The sequence below is a fragment of the Citrobacter freundii complex sp. 2025EL-00176 genome, assembly GCF_053309355.1.
The window spans coordinates 17,315-37,265 of sequence record NZ_JBRYHT010000023.1 but is presented as its reverse complement, the minus strand read 5'-3'; the positions used below and the strand labels follow the sequence as shown (position 1 = coordinate 37,265).

General features: G+C 50.9%; 15 protein-coding genes, 4 tRNA genes and 1 pseudogene. 16 read left to right on the top strand and 4 right to left on the bottom strand.

Annotated elements, in window-relative coordinates:
• Positions 1-407: 407 nt before the first annotated feature.
• Both murB and birA read left to right on the top strand, forming a co-directional pair.
• Positions 408-1,436, top strand: a complete 1,029-nt coding sequence (gene murB / locus ACVXHP_RS23780) for a UDP-N-acetylmuramate dehydrogenase (protein ID WP_447572276.1) — start codon at positions 408-410, stop codon at positions 1,434-1,436.
• Positions 1,433-2,395, top strand: coding sequence for a bifunctional biotin--[acetyl-CoA-carboxylase] ligase/biotin operon repressor BirA (gene birA / locus ACVXHP_RS23775; protein WP_447572275.1), 963 nt, complete (start codon positions 1,433-1,435; stop codon positions 2,393-2,395). Before murB ends, birA begins: the two co-directional genes overlap by 4 nt.
• Positions 2,396-2,427: 32 nt before the next feature.
• Here birA and coaA read toward each other — a convergent pair whose 3' ends face one another.
• Complete coding sequence (gene coaA, locus ACVXHP_RS23770; protein WP_032940924.1) at positions 2,428-3,378, bottom strand: type I pantothenate kinase; 951 nt, start codon at positions 3,376-3,378, stop codon at positions 2,428-2,430.
• 291 nt (positions 3,379-3,669) lie between these two features.
• Positions 3,670-3,750: pseudogene (locus ACVXHP_RS23765) on the bottom strand (hypothetical protein); the annotation flags it as partial.
• Between the two features lie 19 nt (positions 3,751-3,769).
• On the opposite strand from ACVXHP_RS23765, the gene ACVXHP_RS23760 reads away from it, so the two are divergent.
• The 13 genes from ACVXHP_RS23760 (at position 3,770) to rpoC (ending at position 17,842) form a co-directional block, all read left to right on the top strand.
• Positions 3,770-3,845: transfer RNA gene (locus ACVXHP_RS23760), tRNA-Thr, on the top strand.
• An 8-nt stretch (positions 3,846-3,853) separates the two neighbouring features.
• Positions 3,854-3,938 (top strand) — tRNA-Tyr (locus tag ACVXHP_RS23755).
• Between the two features lie 114 nt (positions 3,939-4,052).
• Positions 4,053-4,127 (top strand) — tRNA-Gly (locus ACVXHP_RS23750).
• Positions 4,128-4,132: 5 nt separating this feature from the next.
• Positions 4,133-4,208: transfer RNA gene (locus ACVXHP_RS23745), tRNA-Thr, on the top strand.
• 118 nt (positions 4,209-4,326) lie between these two features.
• The gene (tuf, locus tag ACVXHP_RS23740) at positions 4,327-5,511 is read left to right on the top strand and encodes an elongation factor Tu (RefSeq protein WP_016157942.1); all 1,185 of its coding nucleotides are present in this window, start codon (positions 4,327-4,329) and stop codon (positions 5,509-5,511) included.
• Between the two features lie 230 nt (positions 5,512-5,741).
• Positions 5,742-6,125: a preprotein translocase subunit SecE gene (secE, locus tag ACVXHP_RS23735; RefSeq protein ID WP_003033128.1), complete on the top strand. Its 384-nt coding sequence runs from the start codon at positions 5,742-5,744 to the stop codon at positions 6,123-6,125.
• 1 nt (position 6,126) lies between these two features.
• Complete coding sequence (gene nusG / locus ACVXHP_RS23730; protein WP_003033125.1) at positions 6,127-6,672, top strand: transcription termination/antitermination protein NusG; 546 nt, start codon at positions 6,127-6,129, stop codon at positions 6,670-6,672.
• A 157-nt stretch (positions 6,673-6,829) separates the two neighbouring features.
• The gene (rplK, locus tag ACVXHP_RS23725; RefSeq protein ID WP_038636105.1) at positions 6,830-7,258 is read left to right on the top strand and encodes a 50S ribosomal protein L11; all 429 of its coding nucleotides are present in this window, start codon (positions 6,830-6,832) and stop codon (positions 7,256-7,258) included.
• Positions 7,259-7,261: 3 nt separating this feature from the next.
• The gene (gene rplA / locus ACVXHP_RS23720) at positions 7,262-7,969 is read left to right on the top strand and encodes a 50S ribosomal protein L1 (protein ID WP_200009529.1); all 708 of its coding nucleotides are present in this window, start codon (positions 7,262-7,264) and stop codon (positions 7,967-7,969) included.
• A 294-nt stretch (positions 7,970-8,263) separates the two neighbouring features.
• Positions 8,264-8,761, top strand: a complete 498-nt coding sequence (gene rplJ, locus ACVXHP_RS23715) for a 50S ribosomal protein L10 (protein WP_005132895.1) — start codon at positions 8,264-8,266, stop codon at positions 8,759-8,761.
• A 66-nt stretch (positions 8,762-8,827) separates the two neighbouring features.
• Entirely contained in the window at positions 8,828-9,193 is a 366-nt protein-coding gene (rplL, locus tag ACVXHP_RS23710; protein WP_000028882.1) for a 50S ribosomal protein L7/L12, read from the top strand.
• A 320-nt stretch (positions 9,194-9,513) separates the two neighbouring features.
• Positions 9,514-13,542: a DNA-directed RNA polymerase subunit beta gene (gene rpoB, locus ACVXHP_RS23705; protein ID WP_003033111.1), complete on the top strand. Its 4,029-nt coding sequence runs from the start codon at positions 9,514-9,516 to the stop codon at positions 13,540-13,542.
• Positions 13,543-13,618: 76 nt separating this feature from the next.
• Positions 13,619-17,842 carry a DNA-directed RNA polymerase subunit beta' gene (rpoC, locus tag ACVXHP_RS23700; RefSeq protein WP_016155301.1) on the top strand — a complete coding sequence of 1,408 codons (4,224 nt, stop codon included), beginning with the start codon at positions 13,619-13,621 and terminating at the stop codon, positions 17,840-17,842.
• Positions 17,843-17,961: 119 nt separating this feature from the next.
• On the opposite strand, the gene ACVXHP_RS23695 is transcribed toward rpoC, so the two are convergent.
• Together ACVXHP_RS23695 and ACVXHP_RS23690 are read right to left on the bottom strand one after the other, a co-directional pair.
• Positions 17,962-18,279, bottom strand: a complete 318-nt coding sequence (locus ACVXHP_RS23695; protein ID WP_200009530.1) for a PTS lactose/cellobiose transporter subunit IIA — start codon at positions 18,277-18,279, stop codon at positions 17,962-17,964.
• 4 nt (positions 18,280-18,283) lie between these two features.
• Positions 18,284-18,589: a PTS sugar transporter subunit IIB gene (locus ACVXHP_RS23690; RefSeq protein ID WP_316130398.1), complete on the bottom strand. Its 306-nt coding sequence runs from the start codon at positions 18,587-18,589 to the stop codon at positions 18,284-18,286.
• A gap of 1,093 nt (positions 18,590-19,682) precedes the next feature.
• Between ACVXHP_RS23690 and cspE the strand changes: the two genes are divergently transcribed.
• Complete coding sequence (gene cspE / locus ACVXHP_RS23685) at positions 19,683-19,895, top strand: transcription antiterminator/RNA stability regulator CspE (protein WP_005132883.1); 213 nt, start codon at positions 19,683-19,685, stop codon at positions 19,893-19,895.
• The last annotated feature ends 56 nt before the right edge of the window (positions 19,896-19,951 follow it).

The following is a 19,951-nucleotide window of genomic DNA, read 5'->3' as shown; positions in this document are numbered from 1 at the left end:
GAAGTGAAACGCCGTAGCGCCGATGGTAGTGTGGGGTCTCCCCATGCGAGAGTAGGGAACTGCCAGGCATCAAATAAAAGCGAAAGGCCCGGTCGAAAGACCGGGCCTTTTGTTTTATCTGTAGTCTGTCGGTGAGCGCTCTCCTGAGGAGGACAAATCCGCCGGGAGCGGATTTGAACGTTGCGCAGCAACGGCCCGGAGGGTGGCGGGCAGGACGCCCGCCATAAACTGCCAGGCATCAATTAAGTGAAGAAGCCCATCCGGCAGGATGGGCTTTTTTGCGTCTGTACGGTATTGAAAACTGCCGGGTCCGGCCTACCAAAGCAACTTCCCCTCGCATCCATAACACAAGCCATCCTGCGGCATATGCGGTAAACTAAGCGCGATTTTGCATCAGGAAAGCGTCTATGAATCACTCCCTTAAAGCCTGGAACACCTTCGGTATCGATCAACAAGCTAATGAGCTTGTCTGCGCCGAAAATGAGCAACAACTGCTGAATGCCTGGCAATCAGCGAATGCATCACATCATCCAGTTCTGATCCTGGGCGAGGGGAGTAACGTCCTGTTTCTCGATACCTTCCATGGAACGGTGATCGTCAATCGAATCAAGGGCATTGAGATCACAGAACAACCTGAGGCGTGGCATCTGCACGTAGGTGCCGGTGAGAACTGGCATCATCTGGTACAGCACACGCTGCTAGAAGGTATGCCTGGGCTGGAAAATCTGGCACTCATTCCCGGATGCGTCGGTTCATCCCCCATTCAGAATATTGGTGCTTATGGTGTGGAGCTGCAGCGCGTCTGCGAATATGTGGACTGCGTTGAACTGTCAACCGGCAAACATCTGCGTGTCAGCGCCGCGGAATGCCGTTTTGGTTATCGTGACAGCATCTTCAAGCATGAATACCAGGATCGTTTCGCCATTGTTGCCGTTGGTCTGCGCTTGCCTAAACAGTGGCAGCCCGTTCTCACTTATGGTGACCTGACGCGTCTGGATCCCGCAACTGTGACGCCTCAACAGGTTTTTGATTCTGTCTGTCATATGCGCACAACAAAGCTACCCGATCCGAAAGTTAACGGTAATGCGGGTAGCTTCTTTAAAAACCCGGTTGTTACAGCGCATGTTGCGCAGGAACTGCTGGCCAAATTCCCGACTGCGCCTCATTACCCGCAGGTTGATGGTTCAGTGAAGCTGGCCGCCGGCTGGCTTATCGATCAATGCCAGCTAAAAGGCATGCGTATTGGTGGTGCAGCGGTACATCAGCAGCAAGCACTGGTACTGATCAATGCAGACCGTGCGACCAGTCAGGATGTGGTGCAACTAGCGCATCATGTACGCCAGAACGTCGGTGAAAAATTCAATGTCTGGCTCGAACCGGAGGTCAGATTTATCGGCCCACAGGGTGAAGTGAATGCTGTGGAGATCATTGCATGAAAGATAATACCGTCCCCCTGGCGCTTATTTCATTGTTAGCCGATGGTGAATTTCATTCCGGTGAGCAGCTTGGTGAACAGCTGGGAATGAGCCGCGCGGCAATCAACAAGCATGTTCAGACGCTACGCGACTGGGGCGTTGATGTATTTACTGTTCCCGGTAAAGGATACAGCTTACCGGAGCCTATCCAGTTATTAGACTCATCACTGATTCATTCTCAGTTGGATGGGGGGAATATCACGGTTCTGCCGGTTATCGACTCAACCAACCAGTACCTGATGGACCGTATTGGTCAACTGGAGTCAGGAGATGCCTGCGTCGCTGAGTATCAGCAGGCCGGTCGTGGTCGTCGTGGGCGTAAGTGGTTCTCGCCGTTTGGCGCCAATCTGTATCTCTCGATGTTCTGGCGACTGGAGCAAGGACCGGCAGCCGCAATTGGTCTGAGTCTGGTGATTGGTATTGTCATGGCGGAGGTTTTACGCGATCTGGGTGCGGATAAAGTTCGCGTAAAATGGCCGAACGATCTCTATCTGCTCGATCGTAAACTGGCCGGAATTCTGGTTGAACTCACCGGTAAGACGGGGGATGCCGCGCAAATTGTTATCGGTGCAGGTATTAATATGGCCATGCGCCGGGTAGAAGAGAATGTCGTTAATCAGGGCTGGATTAATCTCCAGGAAGCGGGAATTAACATTGACCGCAATACCCTCGCTGCCCGACTGATCCGCGAGCTGCGCGCAGCGTTGGTACTGTTTGAGCATGAGGGCCTGGCACCTTATCTGTCCCGCTGGAAGAAGCTGGACAACTTTATCGACCGTCCGGTAAAACTCATTATTGGCGATAAAGAAATATTCGGGATATCGCGTGGAATAGATGCACAAGGCGCATTATTGCTTGAACAAAATGGCGTGATAAAACCCTGGATGGGCGGAGAAATATCGCTCAGAGGCGCTGAATAATAATAAGGGGAGCTGCGGCTCCCCTTATTAATTTATTTACGCAGCCTAACCTCTTCAACGGCATGATTGGCGCTTTTGGTCATGATCAAGCTGGCCCGCTCACGCGTTGGTAAAATATTTTGCTTTAAATTCAGCCAGTTAATCTCTTTCCATAACGATGTGGCCGTGTTGATTGCCTCATCTTCTGATAGTTTCGCATAATTATGGAAATAAGAGTCTGGGTTGGTGAATGCCCCTTCGCGGAATTTCAGGAAGCGGTTGATATACCACGTCTGGAGTAATTCTTCTGGCGCATCAACATAAATAGAAAAGTCGACAAAATCAGAAACAAATACATGATGTGGATCGTGAGGATAATCCATCCCGCTCTGTAATACATTAAGCCCTTCGAGTATTAATATGTCAGGCTGGGCAACGGTTTTGTCGCCATCAGGGATCACATCATAGATAAGATGAGAGTAGACCGGCGCCGTAACGTTGGGTACACCTGACTTCAAATCGGAAACGAATTTAACCAGGCGGTGCATATCATAGGACTGAGGGAAGCCTTTCTTCTTCATGAGTCCACGATCTTTCAATACCTGATTGGGATGAAGAAAACCGTCGGTCGTAATCAACTCAACCTTACGATGCTCAGGCCAGCGACTCAACAGTGCCTGTAAAACACGTGCTGTGGTGCTTTTGCCAACGGCGACGCTGCCAGCAATGCTAATAATATAAGGAATACGCTCGCCGTTAGTGCCTAAAAATTGCTCCAGCACCGCCTGACGTCGCAGGTTCGAACTGATGTAAAAATTTAGCAAACGCGATAGAGGCAAATAAATTTCGGCAACTTCTTCCAGCGACAAGTCTTCGTTAATGCCTTTCAGACGAGCAATCTCTTCCTCGGTCAGGGTCATTGGCACGGAATCACGAAGCGCAGCCCACTGGTTGCGATCAAACTGTAGGTAAGGCGACGTTAACGCTTGCTCTTTTATACTCATACGCATGGTCTGGCTGTCATTGCTATATCAGGTCTGCGGTAAAAAAACGAAATCATCCCCGGCACGCAATGGCACGCACATTTCAGTTAATTTAGACAATGGGCAGGAGGGTAACACCAGATGAGGGGGAATAATAAGAAAAAATCATCCCCTGAAAAGCAATGTGACGGCTATTCCAGATGTATAAAGAGGTACTTTCTCTCTATGGATGAGCGCATGGCGGCGCAAAACTTGCCTTTGGAAGGGGATGCGCCGTTGGAAATTTGTCCAATTACACGAGGAAATAGATTATTTATCGGACGTATAGTGCAAAATGTGAGCGATAGAACATTTTATGCAATTTTTTAGTTGCATGAGTGCGCAGGTCTCCATAAAATGCGCGCTACTTGATGCCGACTTAGCTCAGTAGGTAGAGCAACTGACTTGTAATCAGTAGGTCACCAGTTCGATTCCGGTAGTCGGCACCATCAAGTCCGGTGGGGTTCCCGAGCGGCCAAAGGGAGCAGACTGTAAATCTGCCGTCACAGACTTCGAAGGTTCGAATCCTTCCCCCACCACCACTTTCTGGCAGCGTTATCGCCGCCTGAGTTGGTTAAAAAATTAATCAGCTCGAACATAAAAGAGAGAAATCTCTTTTTTGTTACAGAAAGAACTGGGTAGCCGAGTTTCAGGATGCGGGCATCGTATAATGGCTATTACCTCAGCCTTCCAAGCTGATGATGCGGGTTCGATTCCCGCTGCCCGCTCCAGACGTGCTGATATGGCTCAGTTGGTAGAGCGCACCCTTGGTAAGGGTGAGGTCCCCAGTTCGACTCTGGGTATCAGCACCACTTCACTTCTCCTTCCCGTTTCTCTCTGTTTACTTTTAAAAGCATTCAACAGCTCAGGTATATTGCCTGGTTGATGTGGTGATATCACCGATTTATCCGTGTCTTAGAGGGACAATCGATGTCTAAAGAAAAATTTGAACGTACTAAACCGCACGTTAACGTCGGTACTATCGGCCACGTTGACCATGGTAAAACAACGCTGACCGCTGCAATCACTACCGTACTGGCTAAAACCTACGGTGGTGCTGCTCGTGCATTCGACCAGATCGATAACGCACCAGAAGAAAAAGCTCGTGGTATCACCATCAACACTTCTCACGTTGAATATGACACCCCGACTCGCCACTACGCACACGTAGACTGCCCGGGCCACGCCGACTATGTTAAAAACATGATCACCGGTGCTGCGCAGATGGACGGCGCGATCCTGGTTGTTGCTGCGACTGACGGCCCGATGCCGCAGACTCGTGAGCACATCCTGCTGGGTCGTCAGGTAGGCGTTCCGTACATCATCGTGTTCCTGAACAAATGCGACATGGTTGATGACGAAGAGCTGCTGGAACTGGTAGAAATGGAAGTTCGTGAACTTCTGTCTCAGTACGATTTCCCGGGCGACGACACGCCGATCGTTCGTGGTTCTGCTCTGAAAGCGCTGGAAGGTGAAGCAGAGTGGGAAGCGAAAATCATCGAACTGGCTGGCTTCCTGGATTCTTACATCCCGGAACCAGAGCGTGCGATTGACAAGCCGTTCCTGCTGCCTATCGAAGACGTATTCTCCATCTCCGGTCGTGGTACCGTTGTTACCGGTCGTGTAGAACGCGGTATCATCAAAGTTGGCGAAGAAGTTGAAATCGTTGGTATCAAAGACACTGCTAAGTCTACCTGTACTGGCGTTGAAATGTTCCGCAAACTGCTGGACGAAGGCCGTGCTGGTGAGAACGTTGGTGTTCTGCTGCGTGGTATCAAACGTGAAGAAATCGAACGTGGTCAGGTACTGGCTAAGCCGGGCTCTATCAAGCCGCACACCAAGTTCGAATCTGAAGTGTACATCCTGTCCAAAGACGAAGGCGGCCGTCATACTCCGTTCTTCAAAGGCTACCGTCCGCAGTTCTACTTCCGTACTACTGACGTGACGGGTACCATCGAACTGCCGGAAGGCGTAGAGATGGTAATGCCGGGCGACAACATCAAAATGGTTGTTACCCTGATCCACCCGATCGCGATGGACGACGGTCTGCGTTTCGCAATCCGTGAAGGCGGCCGTACTGTAGGTGCGGGCGTTGTTGCCAAAGTAATGAGCTAATTGCCGAATAACATTTGACGCAATGCGCAATAAAAGGGCATCATTTGATGCCCTTTTTGCACGCTTTCACACCAGAACCTGGCTCATCAGTGATTTTTTTTGTCATAATCATTGCTGAGACAGGCTCTGAAGAGGGCGTTTAGTCCGAAACGCACCAGAGCATTTCGGTTTGGATCGCCTCGCTTACGCGGGGTGAAAATGTTTGTAGAATACTTCTGACAGGTTGGTTTATGAGTGCGAATACCGAAGCTCAAGGAAGCGGGCGCGGCCTGGAAGCGATGAAGTGGGTTGTTGTCGCTGTATTGCTGCTTGTAGCTATCGTTGGCAACTACCTTTATCGTGACATGATGCTGCCGCTGCGTGCGCTGGCCGTAGTGATTCTGATTGCCGCAGCGGGTGGTGTCGCGCTGTTGACAACAAAAGGTAAAGCGACCGTTGCTTTTGCCCGTGAAGCGAGAACCGAAGTCCGTAAGGTCATTTGGCCAACTCGCCAGGAAACATTGCACACCACATTAATTGTGGCTGCGGTTACCGCAGTAATGTCACTGATCCTGTGGGGACTGGATGGTATTCTGGTTCGCCTGGTATCCTTTATCACTGGCCTGAGGTTCTAAGATGTCTGAAGCCCCTAAAAAGCGCTGGTACGTCGTTCAGGCGTTTTCCGGTTTTGAAGGCCGCGTTGCCACGTCGCTGCGCGAATATATCAAGTTACAAAATATGGAAGAGCTGTTTGGCGAAGTCATGGTGCCGACCGAAGAAGTGGTCGAGATCCGTGGCGGCCAGCGTCGCAAGAGCGAACGTAAATTCTTCCCGGGCTATGTACTGGTCCAGATGGTCATGAATGATGCGAGCTGGCACCTGGTGCGCAGCGTTCCGCGTGTGATGGGCTTTATTGGCGGTACTTCTGACCGTCCTGCGCCAATCAGCGACAAAGAAGTTGATGCAATCATGAACCGTCTGCAGCAGGTTGGTGATAAGCCGCGTCCGAAAACGATGTTTGAGCCGGGCGAAATGGTTCGCGTTAGCGACGGTCCGTTTGCTGACTTTAACGGCGTAGTTGAAGAAGTGGACTACGAGAAGTCTCGTCTGAAAGTGTCTGTTTCTATCTTCGGTCGTGCGACTCCGGTTGAACTGGACTTCGCCCAAGTTGAAAAAGCCTAACACGTCGATCAAAAAAGCGGCGATTTAATCGTTGCATAGGGCGCGAGATTGGAATACAATTTCGCGCCTTTTGTTTTTATGGACTCTGTCCGTAAAACGAATTTAAAAACACGGGGAGCCTCCTTGAGGCGCTATAACCCAACTAGAGGAATTTAGAATGGCTAAGAAAGTCCAGGCCTATGTCAAGCTGCAGGTTGCAGCTGGTATGGCTAACCCGAGTCCGCCGGTAGGTCCAGCACTGGGTCAACAAGGCGTGAACATCATGGAATTCTGCAAAGCGTTCAACGCAAAAACTGATTCCATTGAAAAAGGTCTGCCGATCCCGGTTGTTATCACCGTTTACGCTGACCGTTCTTTCACTTTCGTTACCAAAACGCCTCCGGCAGCAGTACTGCTGAAGAAAGCGGCTGGTATCAAGTCTGGTTCCGGCAAGCCGAACAAAGACAAAGTGGGTAAAATTTCCCGCGCTCAGCTGCAGGAAATCGCGCAGACCAAAGCTGCCGACATGACTGGTTCTGACATTGAAGCGATGACTCGCTCCATTGAAGGTACTGCACGTTCCATGGGCCTGGTAGTGGAGGATTAAGAAATGGCTAAACTGACCAAGCGTATGCGCGTGATCCGTGACAAAGTTGATGCAACTAAACAGTACGACATCAACGAAGCTATTGCTCTGCTGAAAGAGCTGGCCACTGCTAAATTCGTAGAAAGCGTGGACGTTGCCGTTAACCTCGGCATCGACGCTCGTAAATCTGACCAGAACGTACGTGGTGCAACTGTACTGCCGCACGGTACTGGCCGTTCTGTTCGCGTAGCCGTATTTACCCAGGGCGCAAACGCTGAAGCTGCTAAAGCTGCAGGCGCTGAACTGGTAGGTATGGAAGATCTGGCTGACCAGATCAAGAAAGGCGAAATGAACTTTGACGTTGTTATTGCTTCTCCGGATGCAATGCGCGTTGTTGGCCAGCTGGGTCAGGTTCTGGGTCCGCGCGGCCTGATGCCAAACCCGAAAGTTGGTACCGTAACGCCTAACGTTGCTGAAGCGGTTAAGAACGCTAAAGCGGGTCAGGTTCGTTACCGTAACGACAAAAACGGCATCATCCACACCACCATCGGTAAAGTGGATTTTGACGCTGACAAACTGAAAGAAAACCTGGAATCTCTGCTGGTTGCGCTGAAAAAAGCGAAACCGACTCAGGCGAAAGGCGTGTACATCAAGAAAGTTAGCATCTCCACCACCATGGGTGCTGGTGTTGCCGTTGATCAGTCCGGTCTGACTGCGACTGTGGCGAACTAATATTCGCCTTTACGTGGGCGGTGATTTTGTCTACAATCTTCGCCCACGATTCTATTAGCTTCGGCCGATAGACAACAGATTTGTTCGTTGGAGCCTGGCCTATCCAGGCCTCCGTCGAAGACCGCAGGTGTTTCGTCAGAAACTTAATGCCCTGCGTAGACGGTGACAGAACGCTAAGATTATTTCTGATACTCTGGCTTGTTTCTGCTCACCGTATTTAGACGCTCTCTCCGTTGGGGGGAGTGAAGTGAGTTCCGGAACATGAGTTCCGGCAAACATCCAGGAGCAAAGCTAATGGCTTTAAATCTTCAAGACAAACAAGCGATTGTTGCTGAAGTCAGCGAAGTAGCCAAAGGCGCGCTGTCTGCAGTAGTTGCGGATTCCCGTGGCGTAACTGTAGATAAAATGACTGAACTGCGTAAAGCAGGTCGTGAAGCTGGCGTATACATGCGTGTTGTTCGTAACACCCTGCTGCGCCGCGTCGTTGAAGGTACTCAGTTCGAGTGCCTGAAAGACACGTTTGTTGGTCCGACCCTGATTGCATACTCTATGGAACACCCGGGCGCTGCTGCTCGTCTGTTCAAAGAGTTCGCGAAAGCGAATGCAAAATTTGAGGTCAAAGCCGCAGCCTTTGAAGGTGAGTTGATTACGGCATCGAATATCGATCGCCTGGCAACTCTGCCGACCTACGAAGAAGCAATTGCACGCCTGATGGCAACCATGAAAGAAGCTTCGGCTGGCAAACTGGTTCGTACTCTGGCTGCTGTACGCGATGCGAAAGAAGCTGCTTAATTGCAGTTACCTTTCTCAAGCATCTGCTTACGTATAAACTTATTCTGATTTTCAGGAACAATTTAAATGTCTATCACTAAAGATCAAATCATTGAAGCAGTATCCGCTATGTCCGTAATGGACGTTGTAGAACTGATTTCTGCAATGGAAGAAAAATTCGGTGTTTCCGCTGCTGCTGCTGTAGCTGTAGCTGCTGGCCCGGCTGAAGCTGCTGAAGAAAAAACTGAATTCGACGTAATTCTGAAAGCTGCTGGCGCTAACAAAGTTGCTGTTATCAAAGCAGTACGTGGCGCAACTGGCCTGGGTCTGAAAGAAGCTAAAGACCTGGTAGAATCTGCACCGGCTGCGCTGAAAGAAGGCGTGAGCAAAGACGACGCAGAAGCACTGAAAAAATCTCTGGAAGAAGCTGGCGCTGAAGTTGAAGTTAAATAAGCCAACTTTTCTGGTTGCAGCCTAAGAAATTAGGCTGATGGCTGGTGACTTTTTAGTCACCAGCCTTTTTGCGCTGTAAGGCGCCAGTAGCATTTCACACTGTTTGACTACTGCTGTGCCTTTCAATGCTTGTTTCTATCGACGCCTTAATATACTGCGACAGAGCGTCAGTTCTGTGTAAATCGCAATGAAATGGTTTAAGCGTGATAGCAACAGGCATTGCGGAAAGTATTCGATTTTCCGGTCAACAAAATAGTGTTGCACAAACTGTCCCTTCGTCGGACAGATGGGTCGACTTGTCAGCGAGCTGAGGAACCCTAATGGTTTACTCCTATACCGAGAAAAAACGTATTCGTAAGGATTTTGGTAAACGTCCACAAGTGTTGGACATACCTTATCTCCTTTCTATCCAGCTTGACTCGTTTCAGAAGTTCATCGAGCAAGATCCTGAAGGGCAGTATGGTCTGGAAGCAGCTTTCCGTTCCGTTTTCCCGATTCAGAGCTACAGCGGTAATTCCGAGCTGCAATACGTCAGCTACCGCCTTGGCGAACCGGTGTTTGACGTTCAGGAATGTCAGATCCGTGGCGTGACCTATTCCGCACCGCTGCGCGTAAAACTGCGTCTGGTGATCTACGAGCGCGAAGCGCCGGAAGGCACCGTCAAAGACATTAAAGAACAAGAAGTCTACATGGGCGAAATTCCGCTCATGACTGACAACGGTACCTTTGTTATCAACGGTACTGAGCGTGTTATCGTTTCTCAGCTGCACCGTAGCCCAGGCGTCTTCTTTGACTCCGATAAAGGTAAAACCCACTCTTCGGGTAAAGTGCTGTATAACGCGCGTATCATTCCTTACCGTGGTTCCTGGCTGGACTTCGAATTCGATCCGAAGGACAACCTGTTCGTACGTATTGACCGTCGCCGTAAACTGCCTGCGACCATCATTCTGCGTGCACTGAACTACACCACTGAGCAGATCCTTGACCTGTTCTTTGAAAAAGTTGTTTTCGAAATTCGTGACAACAAGCTGCAGATGGAACTGGTGCCGGAACGCCTGCGTGGTGAAACCGCCTCCTTTGACATCGAAGCTAACGGCAAAGTCTACGTCGAAAAAGGCCGTCGCATTACTGCGCGCCATATTCGCCAGCTGGAAAAAGACGATATCAAGCATATCGAAGTTCCGGTTGAATACATTGCTGGTAAAGTTGCGGCTAAAGACTACGTTGACGAATCTACTGGCGAGCTGATCTGCGCAGCTAACATGGAGCTGAGCCTGGATCTGCTGGCTAAGCTGAGCCAGTCTGGTCACAAGCGTATCGAAACGCTGTTCACTAACGATCTGGACCACGGTCCGTACATTTCTGAAACTGTACGCGTCGACCCAACCAACGATCGTCTGAGCGCGCTGGTAGAAATCTACCGCATGATGCGCCCTGGTGAGCCGCCGACTCGTGAAGCTGCTGAAAGCCTGTTCGAGAACCTGTTCTTCTCCGAAGACCGCTATGACCTGTCTGCGGTCGGTCGTATGAAGTTCAACCGTTCTCTGCTGCGCGACGAAATCGAAGGTTCCGGTATCCTGAGCAAAGACGACATCATTGAAGTGATGAAGAAGCTCATCGATATCCGTAACGGTAAAGGCGAAGTCGATGATATCGACCACCTCGGCAACCGTCGTATCCGTTCCGTAGGCGAAATGGCGGAAAACCAATTCCGCGTTGGCCTGGTGCGTGTTGAGCGTGCGGTGAAAGAGCGTCTGTCTCTGGGCGATCTGGATACCCTGATGCCTCAGGATATGATCAACGCTAAGCCGATTTCCGCAGCAGTGAAAGAGTTCTTCGGTTCCAGCCAGCTGTCTCAGTTTATGGACCAGAACAACCCGCTGTCTGAGATCACGCACAAACGTCGTATCTCCGCACTCGGCCCAGGCGGTCTGACCCGTGAACGCGCAGGCTTCGAAGTTCGAGACGTACACCCGACTCACTACGGTCGCGTATGTCCAATCGAAACGCCTGAAGGTCCGAACATCGGTCTGATCAACTCCCTGTCCGTGTATGCACAGACTAACGAATACGGCTTCCTTGAGACTCCGTACCGTAAAGTGACCGACGGTGTTGTTACTGACGAAATTCATTACCTGTCTGCTATCGAAGAAGGCAACTACGTTATCGCTCAGGCGAACTCCAACCTGGATGACGAAGGCCACTTTGTAGAAGATCTGGTTACCTGCCGTAGCAAAGGCGAATCCAGCTTGTTCAGCCGCGACCAGGTTGACTACATGGACGTATCCACCCAGCAGGTGGTATCCGTCGGTGCGTCCCTGATCCCGTTCCTGGAACACGATGACGCCAACCGTGCATTGATGGGTGCGAACATGCAACGTCAGGCGGTTCCGACTCTGCGCGCTGATAAGCCGCTGGTTGGTACCGGTATGGAACGTGCTGTTGCCGTTGACTCCGGTGTTACTGCAGTTGCTAAACGTGGCGGTACTGTTCAGTACGTGGATGCTTCCCGTATCGTTATCAAAGTTAACGAAGACGAGATGTACCCGGGCGAAGCAGGTATCGACATTTATAACCTGACTAAATACACCCGTTCTAACCAGAACACCTGTATCAACCAGATGCCTTGCGTATCTCTGGGCGAGCCGGTTGAACGTGGTGATGTGCTGGCAGACGGTCCGTCCACCGACCTCGGTGAACTGGCGCTGGGTCAGAACATGCGCGTGGCGTTCATGCCATGGAATGGTTACAACTTCGAAGACTCCATCCTCGTCTCCGAGCGTGTTGTCCAGGAAGACCGTTTCACCACCATCCACATTCAGGAACTGGCATGTGTGTCCCGTGACACCAAGCTGGGGCCGGAAGAGATCACCGCTGACATCCCGAACGTGGGTGAAGCTGCGCTCTCCAAACTGGATGAATCCGGTATCGTTTATATCGGTGCGGAAGTGACTGGTGGCGACATTCTGGTTGGTAAGGTAACGCCGAAAGGTGAAACCCAGCTGACCCCAGAAGAGAAACTGCTGCGTGCGATCTTCGGTGAGAAAGCGTCTGACGTTAAAGACTCTTCTCTGCGCGTGCCAAACGGTGTTTCCGGTACGATTATCGACGTTCAGGTCTTTACTCGCGATGGCGTAGAAAAAGACAAACGTGCGCTGGAAATCGAAGAGATGCAGCTGAAGCAGGCTAAGAAAGACCTGTCTGAAGAACTGCAGATCCTCGAAGCTGGCCTGTTCAGCCGTATCTACGCTGTGCTGGTTTCCGGTGGTGTTGAAGCTGAGAAGCTCGACAAACTGCCGCGTGACCGCTGGTTAGAACTCGGCCTGACCGACGAAGAGAAACAAAATCAGCTGGAACAACTGGCTGAGCAGTACGACGAACTGAAACACGAGTTCGAGAAAAAACTCGAAGCGAAACGCCGTAAAATCACTCAGGGCGACGATCTGGCACCGGGCGTGCTGAAGATTGTTAAGGTTTATCTGGCGGTTAAACGTCGGATCCAGCCTGGTGATAAGATGGCAGGTCGTCACGGTAACAAGGGTGTAATCTCTAAGATCAACCCGATCGAAGATATGCCACACGATGCTAACGGTACGCCGGTAGATATCGTACTGAACCCGCTGGGCGTACCATCGCGTATGAACATCGGTCAGATCCTTGAAACCCACCTGGGTATGGCTGCGAAAGGTATCGGCGATAAGATCAACGCCATGCTGAAACAGCAGCAGGAAGTCGCCAAACTGCGCGAATTCATCCAGCGTGCTTACGATCTGGGTTCAGATGTTCGTCAGAAAGTTGACCTGAATACCTTCAGCGATGAAGAAGTTCTGCGTCTGGCTGAAAACCTGAAAAAAGGTATGCCGATCGCAACGCCGGTCTTCGACGGTGCGAAAGAGTCTGAAATCAAGGAACTGTTACAGCTGGGTGGCCTGCCGACTTCCGGTCAGATTACCCTGTTCGACGGTCGTACCGGTGAGCAGTTCGAGCGCCAGGTTACCGTTGGCTACATGTACATGCTGAAACTGAACCACCTGGTTGATGACAAGATGCACGCGCGTTCTACCGGTTCTTACAGCCTGGTTACTCAGCAGCCGCTGGGTGGTAAGGCTCAGTTCGGTGGTCAGCGCTTCGGGGAGATGGAAGTGTGGGCGCTGGAAGCATATGGCGCGGCATACACCCTGCAGGAAATGCTCACCGTTAAGTCTGATGACGTGAACGGTCGTACTAAGATGTATAAAAACATCGTGGACGGCAACCATCAGATGGAACCAGGCATGCCGGAATCCTTCAACGTACTGTTGAAAGAGATTCGTTCGCTGGGTATCAACATCGAGCTGGAAGACGAGTAACTCTCGATCAAACAGGTCACTGGTGCTGGCGTAACAGCCAGCGCCAGATTGTGCTAACTCCGACGGGAGCAAATCCGTGAAAGATTTATTAAAGTTTCTGAAAGCGCAGACTAAAACCGAAGAGTTTGATGCGATCAAAATTGCTCTGGCCTCGCCAGACATGATCCGTTCATGGTCTTTCGGTGAAGTTAAGAAGCCGGAAACCATCAACTACCGTACGTTCAAACCTGAGCGTGACGGCCTTTTCTGCGCCCGTATCTTTGGGCCGGTAAAAGACTACGAGTGCCTGTGCGGTAAGTACAAGCGCCTGAAACACCGTGGTGTGATCTGTGAGAAGTGCGGCGTTGAAGTGACCCAGACCAAAGTACGCCGTGAGCGTATGGGCCACATCGAGCTGGCGTCTCCGACCGCGCATATCTGGTTCCTGAAATCGCTGCCGTCCCGTATCGGTCTGTTGCTCGATATGCCGCTGCGCGATATCGAACGCGTACTGTACTTCGAATCTTATGTGGTTATCGAAGGCGGTATGACCAACCTGGAACGTCAACAGATTCTGACTGAAGAGCAGTATCTGGACGCGCTGGAAGAGTTCGGTGACGAATTCGACGCGAAGATGGGTGCGGAAGCTATTCAGGCCCTGCTGAAGAGCATGGATCTGGAGCAAGAGTGTGAAACTCTGCGCGAAGAGCTGAACGAAACCAACTCCGAAACCAAGCGTAAGAAGCTGACCAAGCGTATCAAGCTGCTGGAAGCCTTCGTACAGTCTGGCAACAAGCCAGAGTGGATGATCCTGACCGTTCTGCCGGTTCTGCCGCCAGATCTGCGTCCGCTGGTTCCGCTGGATGGTGGTCGTTTCGCAACATCAGATCTGAACGATCTGTATCGTCGCGTGATCAACCGTAACAACCGTCTGAAGCGTCTGCTGGATCTGGCTGCGCCGGACATCATCGTACGCAACGAAAAACGTATGCTGCAGGAAGCGGTTGACGCCCTGCTGGATAACGGTCGTCGCGGTCGTGCGATCACCGGTTCTAACAAACGTCCTCTGAAATCTTTGGCCGACATGATCAAAGGTAAGCAGGGTCGTTTCCGTCAGAACCTGCTCGGTAAGCGTGTTGACTACTCCGGTCGTTCTGTAATCACCGTAGGTCCATACCTGCGTCTGCATCAGTGCGGTCTGCCGAAGAAAATGGCACTGGAACTGTTCAAACCGTTCATCTACGGCAAGCTGGAACTGCGTGGCCTCGCCACCACCATCAAAGCCGCTAAGAAAATGGTTGAGCGTGAAGAAGCTGTCGTTTGGGATATCCTGGACGAAGTTATCCGCGAACACCCGGTACTGCTGAACCGTGCACCAACCCTGCACCGTCTGGGTATCCAGGCTTTTGAACCGGTACTGATCGAAGGTAAAGCTATCCAGCTGCACCCGCTGGTTTGTGCGGCATATAACGCCGACTTCGATGGTGACCAGATGGCTGTTCACGTACCGCTGACGCTGGAAGCCCAGCTCGAAGCGCGTGCGCTGATGATGTCTACCAACAACATTCTGTCTCCGGCGAACGGCGAACCTATCATCGTTCCGTCTCAGGACGTTGTATTGGGTCTGTACTACATGACCCGTGACTGTGTTAACGCCAAAGGCGAAGGCATGGTGCTGACTGGCCCGAAAGAAGCTGAGCGTATCTATCGCGCTGGCCTGGCCTCTCTACATGCGCGCGTCAAAGTGCGTATCACTGAATATGAAAAAGATGAAAACGGCGAATTCGTTGCGCATACCAGCCTGAAAGACACGACCGTTGGTCGCGCCATTCTGTGGATGATCGTACCGAAAGGTCTGCCTTTCTCCATCGTCAACCAGGCGCTGGGCAAGAAAGCAATCTCCAAAATGCTGAACACCTGTTACCGCATTCTGGGCCTGAAGCCGACCGTTATCTTCGCTGACCAGACAATGTACACCGGCTTTGCTTATGCAGCGCGTTCAGGTGCATCTGTTGGTATTGATGACATGGTCATCCCAGAGAAGAAACACGAGATCATCTCTGAAGCGGAAGCTGAAGTTGCTGAGATCCAGGAGCAGTTCCAGTCTGGTCTGGTAACCGCAGGCGAACGCTATAACAAAGTTATCGATATCTGGGCTGCGGCGAACGATCGTGTATCCAAAGCGATGATGGATAACCTGCAAACTGAAACCGTTATTAACCGTGACGGCGTAGAAGAGCAGCAGGTTTCCTTCAACAGCATCTACATGATGGCCGACTCCGGTGCGCGTGGTTCTGCAGCACAGATTCGTCAGCTGGCTGGTATGCGTGGTTTGATGGCGAAGCCAGATGGCTCCATCATCGAAACGCCAATCACCGCGAACTTCCGTGAAGGTCTGAACGTACTCCAGTACTTCATCTCTACTCACGGTGCGCGTAAAGGTCTGGCGGATACCGCACTGAAAACAGCGAACTCCGGTTATCTGACGCGTCGTCTGGTTGACGTTGCGCAGGATCTGGTTGTTACTGAGGACGATTGCGGCACTCTGGAAGGCATCACCATGACCCCGGTTATCGAGGGTGGTGACGTTAAAGAGCCGCTGCGCGATCGCGTTCTGGGTCGTGTGACTGCTGAAGACGTTCTGAAGCCGGGTACGGCGGATATTCTGGTTCCACGCAACACGCTGCTGCACGAACAGTGGTGTGACCTGCTGGAAGAGAACTCCGTTGACTCCGTGAAAGTCCGTTCCGTTGTATCCTGTGACACCGACTTTGGTGTATGTGCGCACTGCTACGGTCGTGACCTGGCGCGTGGCCACATCATCAACAAAGGTGAAGCAATCGGCGTTATCGCGGCACAGTCCATCGGTGAACCGGGTACACAGCTGACAATGCGTACGTTCCACATCGGTGGTGCGGCATCTCGTGCGGCTGCTGAATCCAGCATCCAGGTGAAAAACAAAGGTAGCATCCGTCTGAGCAATGCGAAGTCGGTTGTTAACTCCAGCGGTAAACTGGTTATCACCTCACGTAACACCGAACTGAAACTGATCGACGAATTCGGTCGTACCAAAGAAAGCTATAAAGTGCCTTACGGCTCCGTTATGGCGAAAGGTGATGGCGAACAGGTTGCTGGCGGCGAAACCGTAGCGAACTGGGATCCGCACACCATGCCGGTTATCACCGAAGTGAGTGGTTTCGTCCGCTTCACTGACATGATCGACGGCCAGACCATTACTCGTCAGACCGACGAGCTGACCGGTCTGTCTTCTCTGGTGGTTCTGGATTCTGCAGAGCGTACTGCGGGTGGTAAAGACCTGCGTCCGGCACTGAAAATTGTTGACGCTCAGGGCAACGACGTTCTGATCCCAGGCACCGATATGCCTGCTCAGTACTTCCTGCCGGGTAAAGCGATTGTTCAGCTGGAAGATGGCGTACAGATCAGCTCTGGTGACACCCTGGCCCGTGTTCCGCAGGAATCCGGCGGTACCAAGGACATCACCGGTGGTCTGCCGCGCGTTGCGGACCTGTTCGAAGCACGTCGTCCGAAAGAGCCGGCAATCCTGGCTGAAATCAGCGGTATCATTTCCTTCGGTAAAGAAACCAAAGGGAAACGTCGTCTGGTTATCACCCCGGTAGACGGTAGCGAACCGTACGAAGAGATGATTCCGAAATGGCGTCAGCTCAACGTGTTCGAAGGTGAACGTGTAGAACGTGGTGACGTAGTTTCCGATGGTCCGGAAGCGCCGCACGACATCCTGCGTCTGCGTGGTGTGCATGCTGTAACTCGTTACATCGTTAACGAAGTTCAGGACGTATACCGTCTGCAGGGTGTTAAGATTAACGATAAACACATCGAAGTTATCGTTCGTCAGATGCTGCGTAAAGCCACCATCGAAAGCGCTGGTAGCTCCGACTTCCTGGAAGGCGAGCAGGTTGAATACTCCCGCGTCAAGATTGCCAACCGCGATCTGGAAGCGAACGGCAAAGTGGGTGCAACGTTCTCCCGCGATCTGCTGGGTATCACCAAAGCCTCCCTGGCAACCGAGTCGTTCATCTCTGCGGCATCGTTCCAGGAGACTACTCGCGTGCTGACCGAAGCAGCCGTTGCGGGCAAACGCGACGAACTGCGCGGTCTGAAAGAGAACGTCATCGTGGGTCGTCTGATCCCGGCTGGTACCGGTTATGCGTATCACCAGGATCGTATGCGCCGTCGCGCAGCGGGCGAACTGCCAGCTGCTCCGCAGGTGACTGCTGAAGATGCGTCTGCCAGCCTGGCAGAACTGCTGAACGCAGGCCTGGGCGGTTCTGACAACGATTAATCGTTGCTGACCATACTAAAAAACCCGCTTCGGCGGGTTTTTTTATGTCTATGTTTATGCCTGATGGCGCTGCGCTTATCAGGCCTGGGAGGCTACGAAGCCGCCATCCGGCAGTGTCGTTAATTTACCTGCGGTAACCGCCGATAAAGCTCAATCATGTCGCCCGCCAAATCCTGAATCACCATCGCGTTCATCAGATGGTCCTGCGAATGGACGGTGATGAGATTGACCGGTAGTTTGCCAGTCCCTTCGTCGATTCCGATCAGTTGGGTCTGGATTTTATGCGCCTGTTTGACGTACTCGCGTGATTCCACCATTGCTTGTTCCGCACCCGCAAAGTCACCTTTACGCGCCAGTTGCAGCGCTGTCAGGGCCTGACTGCGGGCGGCTCCGGCGTTGACCAATAATTCCATGATGATCGTTTCTAACTCTTCCATATCATCACCCCAGTAGTTTCAGTGCTTTTTCCAGTACGGCATCGCCTTTCATCATGCCGTAATCCATCATATCGATAACGGCGACTTTTTTGCCTAGCGGGTCAGCGATCGCCTGCAGCTTGGCCTGCTCATATTTAACCTGTGGACCGAGCAACACGATATCTGCAGTGGCGATATTCTCTTCAAACTCAGCTACCGGGACCGCTTTAATCGTGACGTCGACACCTTTTTTCTGGGCGGCATCTTTCATCCTTTGTACCAGCATGCTGGTGGACATTCCGGCGGCACAGCATAAGACGATGTTTTTCATAAGCAGTCTCGATCAACGTGTGTGGGTTGATAATTATCGCGAGCCAGCTGTAGCAACAACTGCTTTGCAACGATTGTGTGCAAGGCATCACAAAGAAAACCACTTTTTCTGAAACCGGTTACAAAAAGAGTAAAAACTCTACGTTCTGGGCCAAGGCTGGCGGCTTTTGACGCGCTTATCCCATGCGGGAATATATAATTACTGTCAATAAAGACATGTTATAAAAAACAGTATTGACAGAGTTTTTTAAACCCGTATGTTAATACTTAACAGCGGATAAATTGTAGTTTGCTGTTAACGTAGTAAGTGTTAGTAGAGCTTGATTGGGGTTTGCGATAAAGGCCACGAAGTATCTTTTGTTTGGGATAGTCGATGCTGAAAACGCTATTTTTTCACTTCGACAATGCTTTCAGGCCACGTAGTTGATTTATCTAATCGCAAAAAGTTAGTAAAACGCGACGATGTAACGCCATGATTTAATAGTAAATGTTTGCGGTTTCTGTTTTTCTGGTTATCGCAAGGGAAATAAGGCAACGCATCAAAGAGTATATGTCGCGAGGGGAAGTGTACTTGTTTAGGTCACCAGCCTTGAGTTCTATTATCAAGCCGGTGGAATGTGTTTAACGGTAAATAGAGGAAGGTTTTAGTTAGTATCAATATCCAATATTATCTGTAGTAAACCTGTACATTTTAAAGTAGTACCATCAGCAGTACTAAATCGTTAAGTTTATTAATGTTAAATCTGAAGTTTGTAGTAACTTAAAGCCCTGACTGCAATAGTCAGGGCTTTTGTTCATTGTAGATCAAGCTGTTATCCGAGCGGATCAACCGCGTTGGTTTTACGTTTCACACGCTCTGTGATTATTAAAAAAATTAATCCTTGCTTAATGATTAGAAGTAGGGCTACTATAGCGACATCGGTTTGGAACACAGACCTTATGCAAGCAGTTTTAGTAAAGCAGTCCTCAGTTCAAGCGTTATCCTCAGATACTCTTCTTCATGAGCCTCCTCCCTAAGTGCCCCATAAGTTAATTTCTGCAAAACAGGCCATCTTCGCTGCATAAGCGGCTCAAAAACATGAAAGGAAGTATCTATGTCTAACAAAATGACTGGTTTAGTAAAATGGTTTAACTCTGATAAAGGCTTCGGCTTTATCACTCCTCAGGATGGTAGCAAGGATGTGTTTGTGCATTTCTCTGCTATTCAGAGCAACGATTTTAAAACATTAGACGAAGGTCAAAAGGTGGAATTCTCCGTTGAGAATGGCGCTAAAGGCCCGTCTGCTGTTAACGTTATCGCGCTGTAATCGCCGATAATCTCACGAACGCTTACGATAGCGATGAAGGCCAGAGCCTGAGCAGT

What these genes read in the sequence shown, in the direction of transcription:
- murB (WP_447572276.1), top strand. Translation starts at nt 408, where the DNA reads ATGAATCACTCCCTTAAAGCCTGGAACACCTTCGGTATCGATCAACAA.
- birA (WP_447572275.1), top strand. Translation starts at nt 1,433, where the DNA reads ATGAAAGATAATACCGTCCCCCTGGCGCTTATTTCATTGTTAGCCGAT.
- coaA (WP_032940924.1), bottom strand. Translation starts at nt 3,378, where the DNA reads ATGAGTATAAAAGAGCAAGCGTTAACGTCGCCTTACCTACAGTTTGAT.
- tuf (WP_016157942.1), top strand. Translation starts at nt 4,327, where the DNA reads ATGTCTAAAGAAAAATTTGAACGTACTAAACCGCACGTTAACGTCGGT.
- secE (WP_003033128.1), top strand. Translation starts at nt 5,742, where the DNA reads ATGAGTGCGAATACCGAAGCTCAAGGAAGCGGGCGCGGCCTGGAAGCG.
- nusG (WP_003033125.1), top strand. Translation starts at nt 6,127, where the DNA reads ATGTCTGAAGCCCCTAAAAAGCGCTGGTACGTCGTTCAGGCGTTTTCC.
- rplK (WP_038636105.1), top strand. Translation starts at nt 6,830, where the DNA reads ATGGCTAAGAAAGTCCAGGCCTATGTCAAGCTGCAGGTTGCAGCTGGT.
- rplA (WP_200009529.1), top strand. Translation starts at nt 7,262, where the DNA reads ATGGCTAAACTGACCAAGCGTATGCGCGTGATCCGTGACAAAGTTGAT.
- rplJ (WP_005132895.1), top strand. Translation starts at nt 8,264, where the DNA reads ATGGCTTTAAATCTTCAAGACAAACAAGCGATTGTTGCTGAAGTCAGC.
- rplL (WP_000028882.1), top strand. Translation starts at nt 8,828, where the DNA reads ATGTCTATCACTAAAGATCAAATCATTGAAGCAGTATCCGCTATGTCC.
- rpoB (WP_003033111.1), top strand. Translation starts at nt 9,514, where the DNA reads ATGGTTTACTCCTATACCGAGAAAAAACGTATTCGTAAGGATTTTGGT.
- ACVXHP_RS23695 (WP_200009530.1), bottom strand. Translation starts at nt 18,279, where the DNA reads ATGGAAGAGTTAGAAACGATCATCATGGAATTATTGGTCAACGCCGGA.
- ACVXHP_RS23690 (WP_316130398.1), bottom strand. Translation starts at nt 18,589, where the DNA reads ATGAAAAACATCGTCTTATGCTGTGCCGCCGGAATGTCCACCAGCATG.
- cspE (WP_005132883.1), top strand. Translation starts at nt 19,683, where the DNA reads ATGTCTAACAAAATGACTGGTTTAGTAAAATGGTTTAACTCTGATAAA.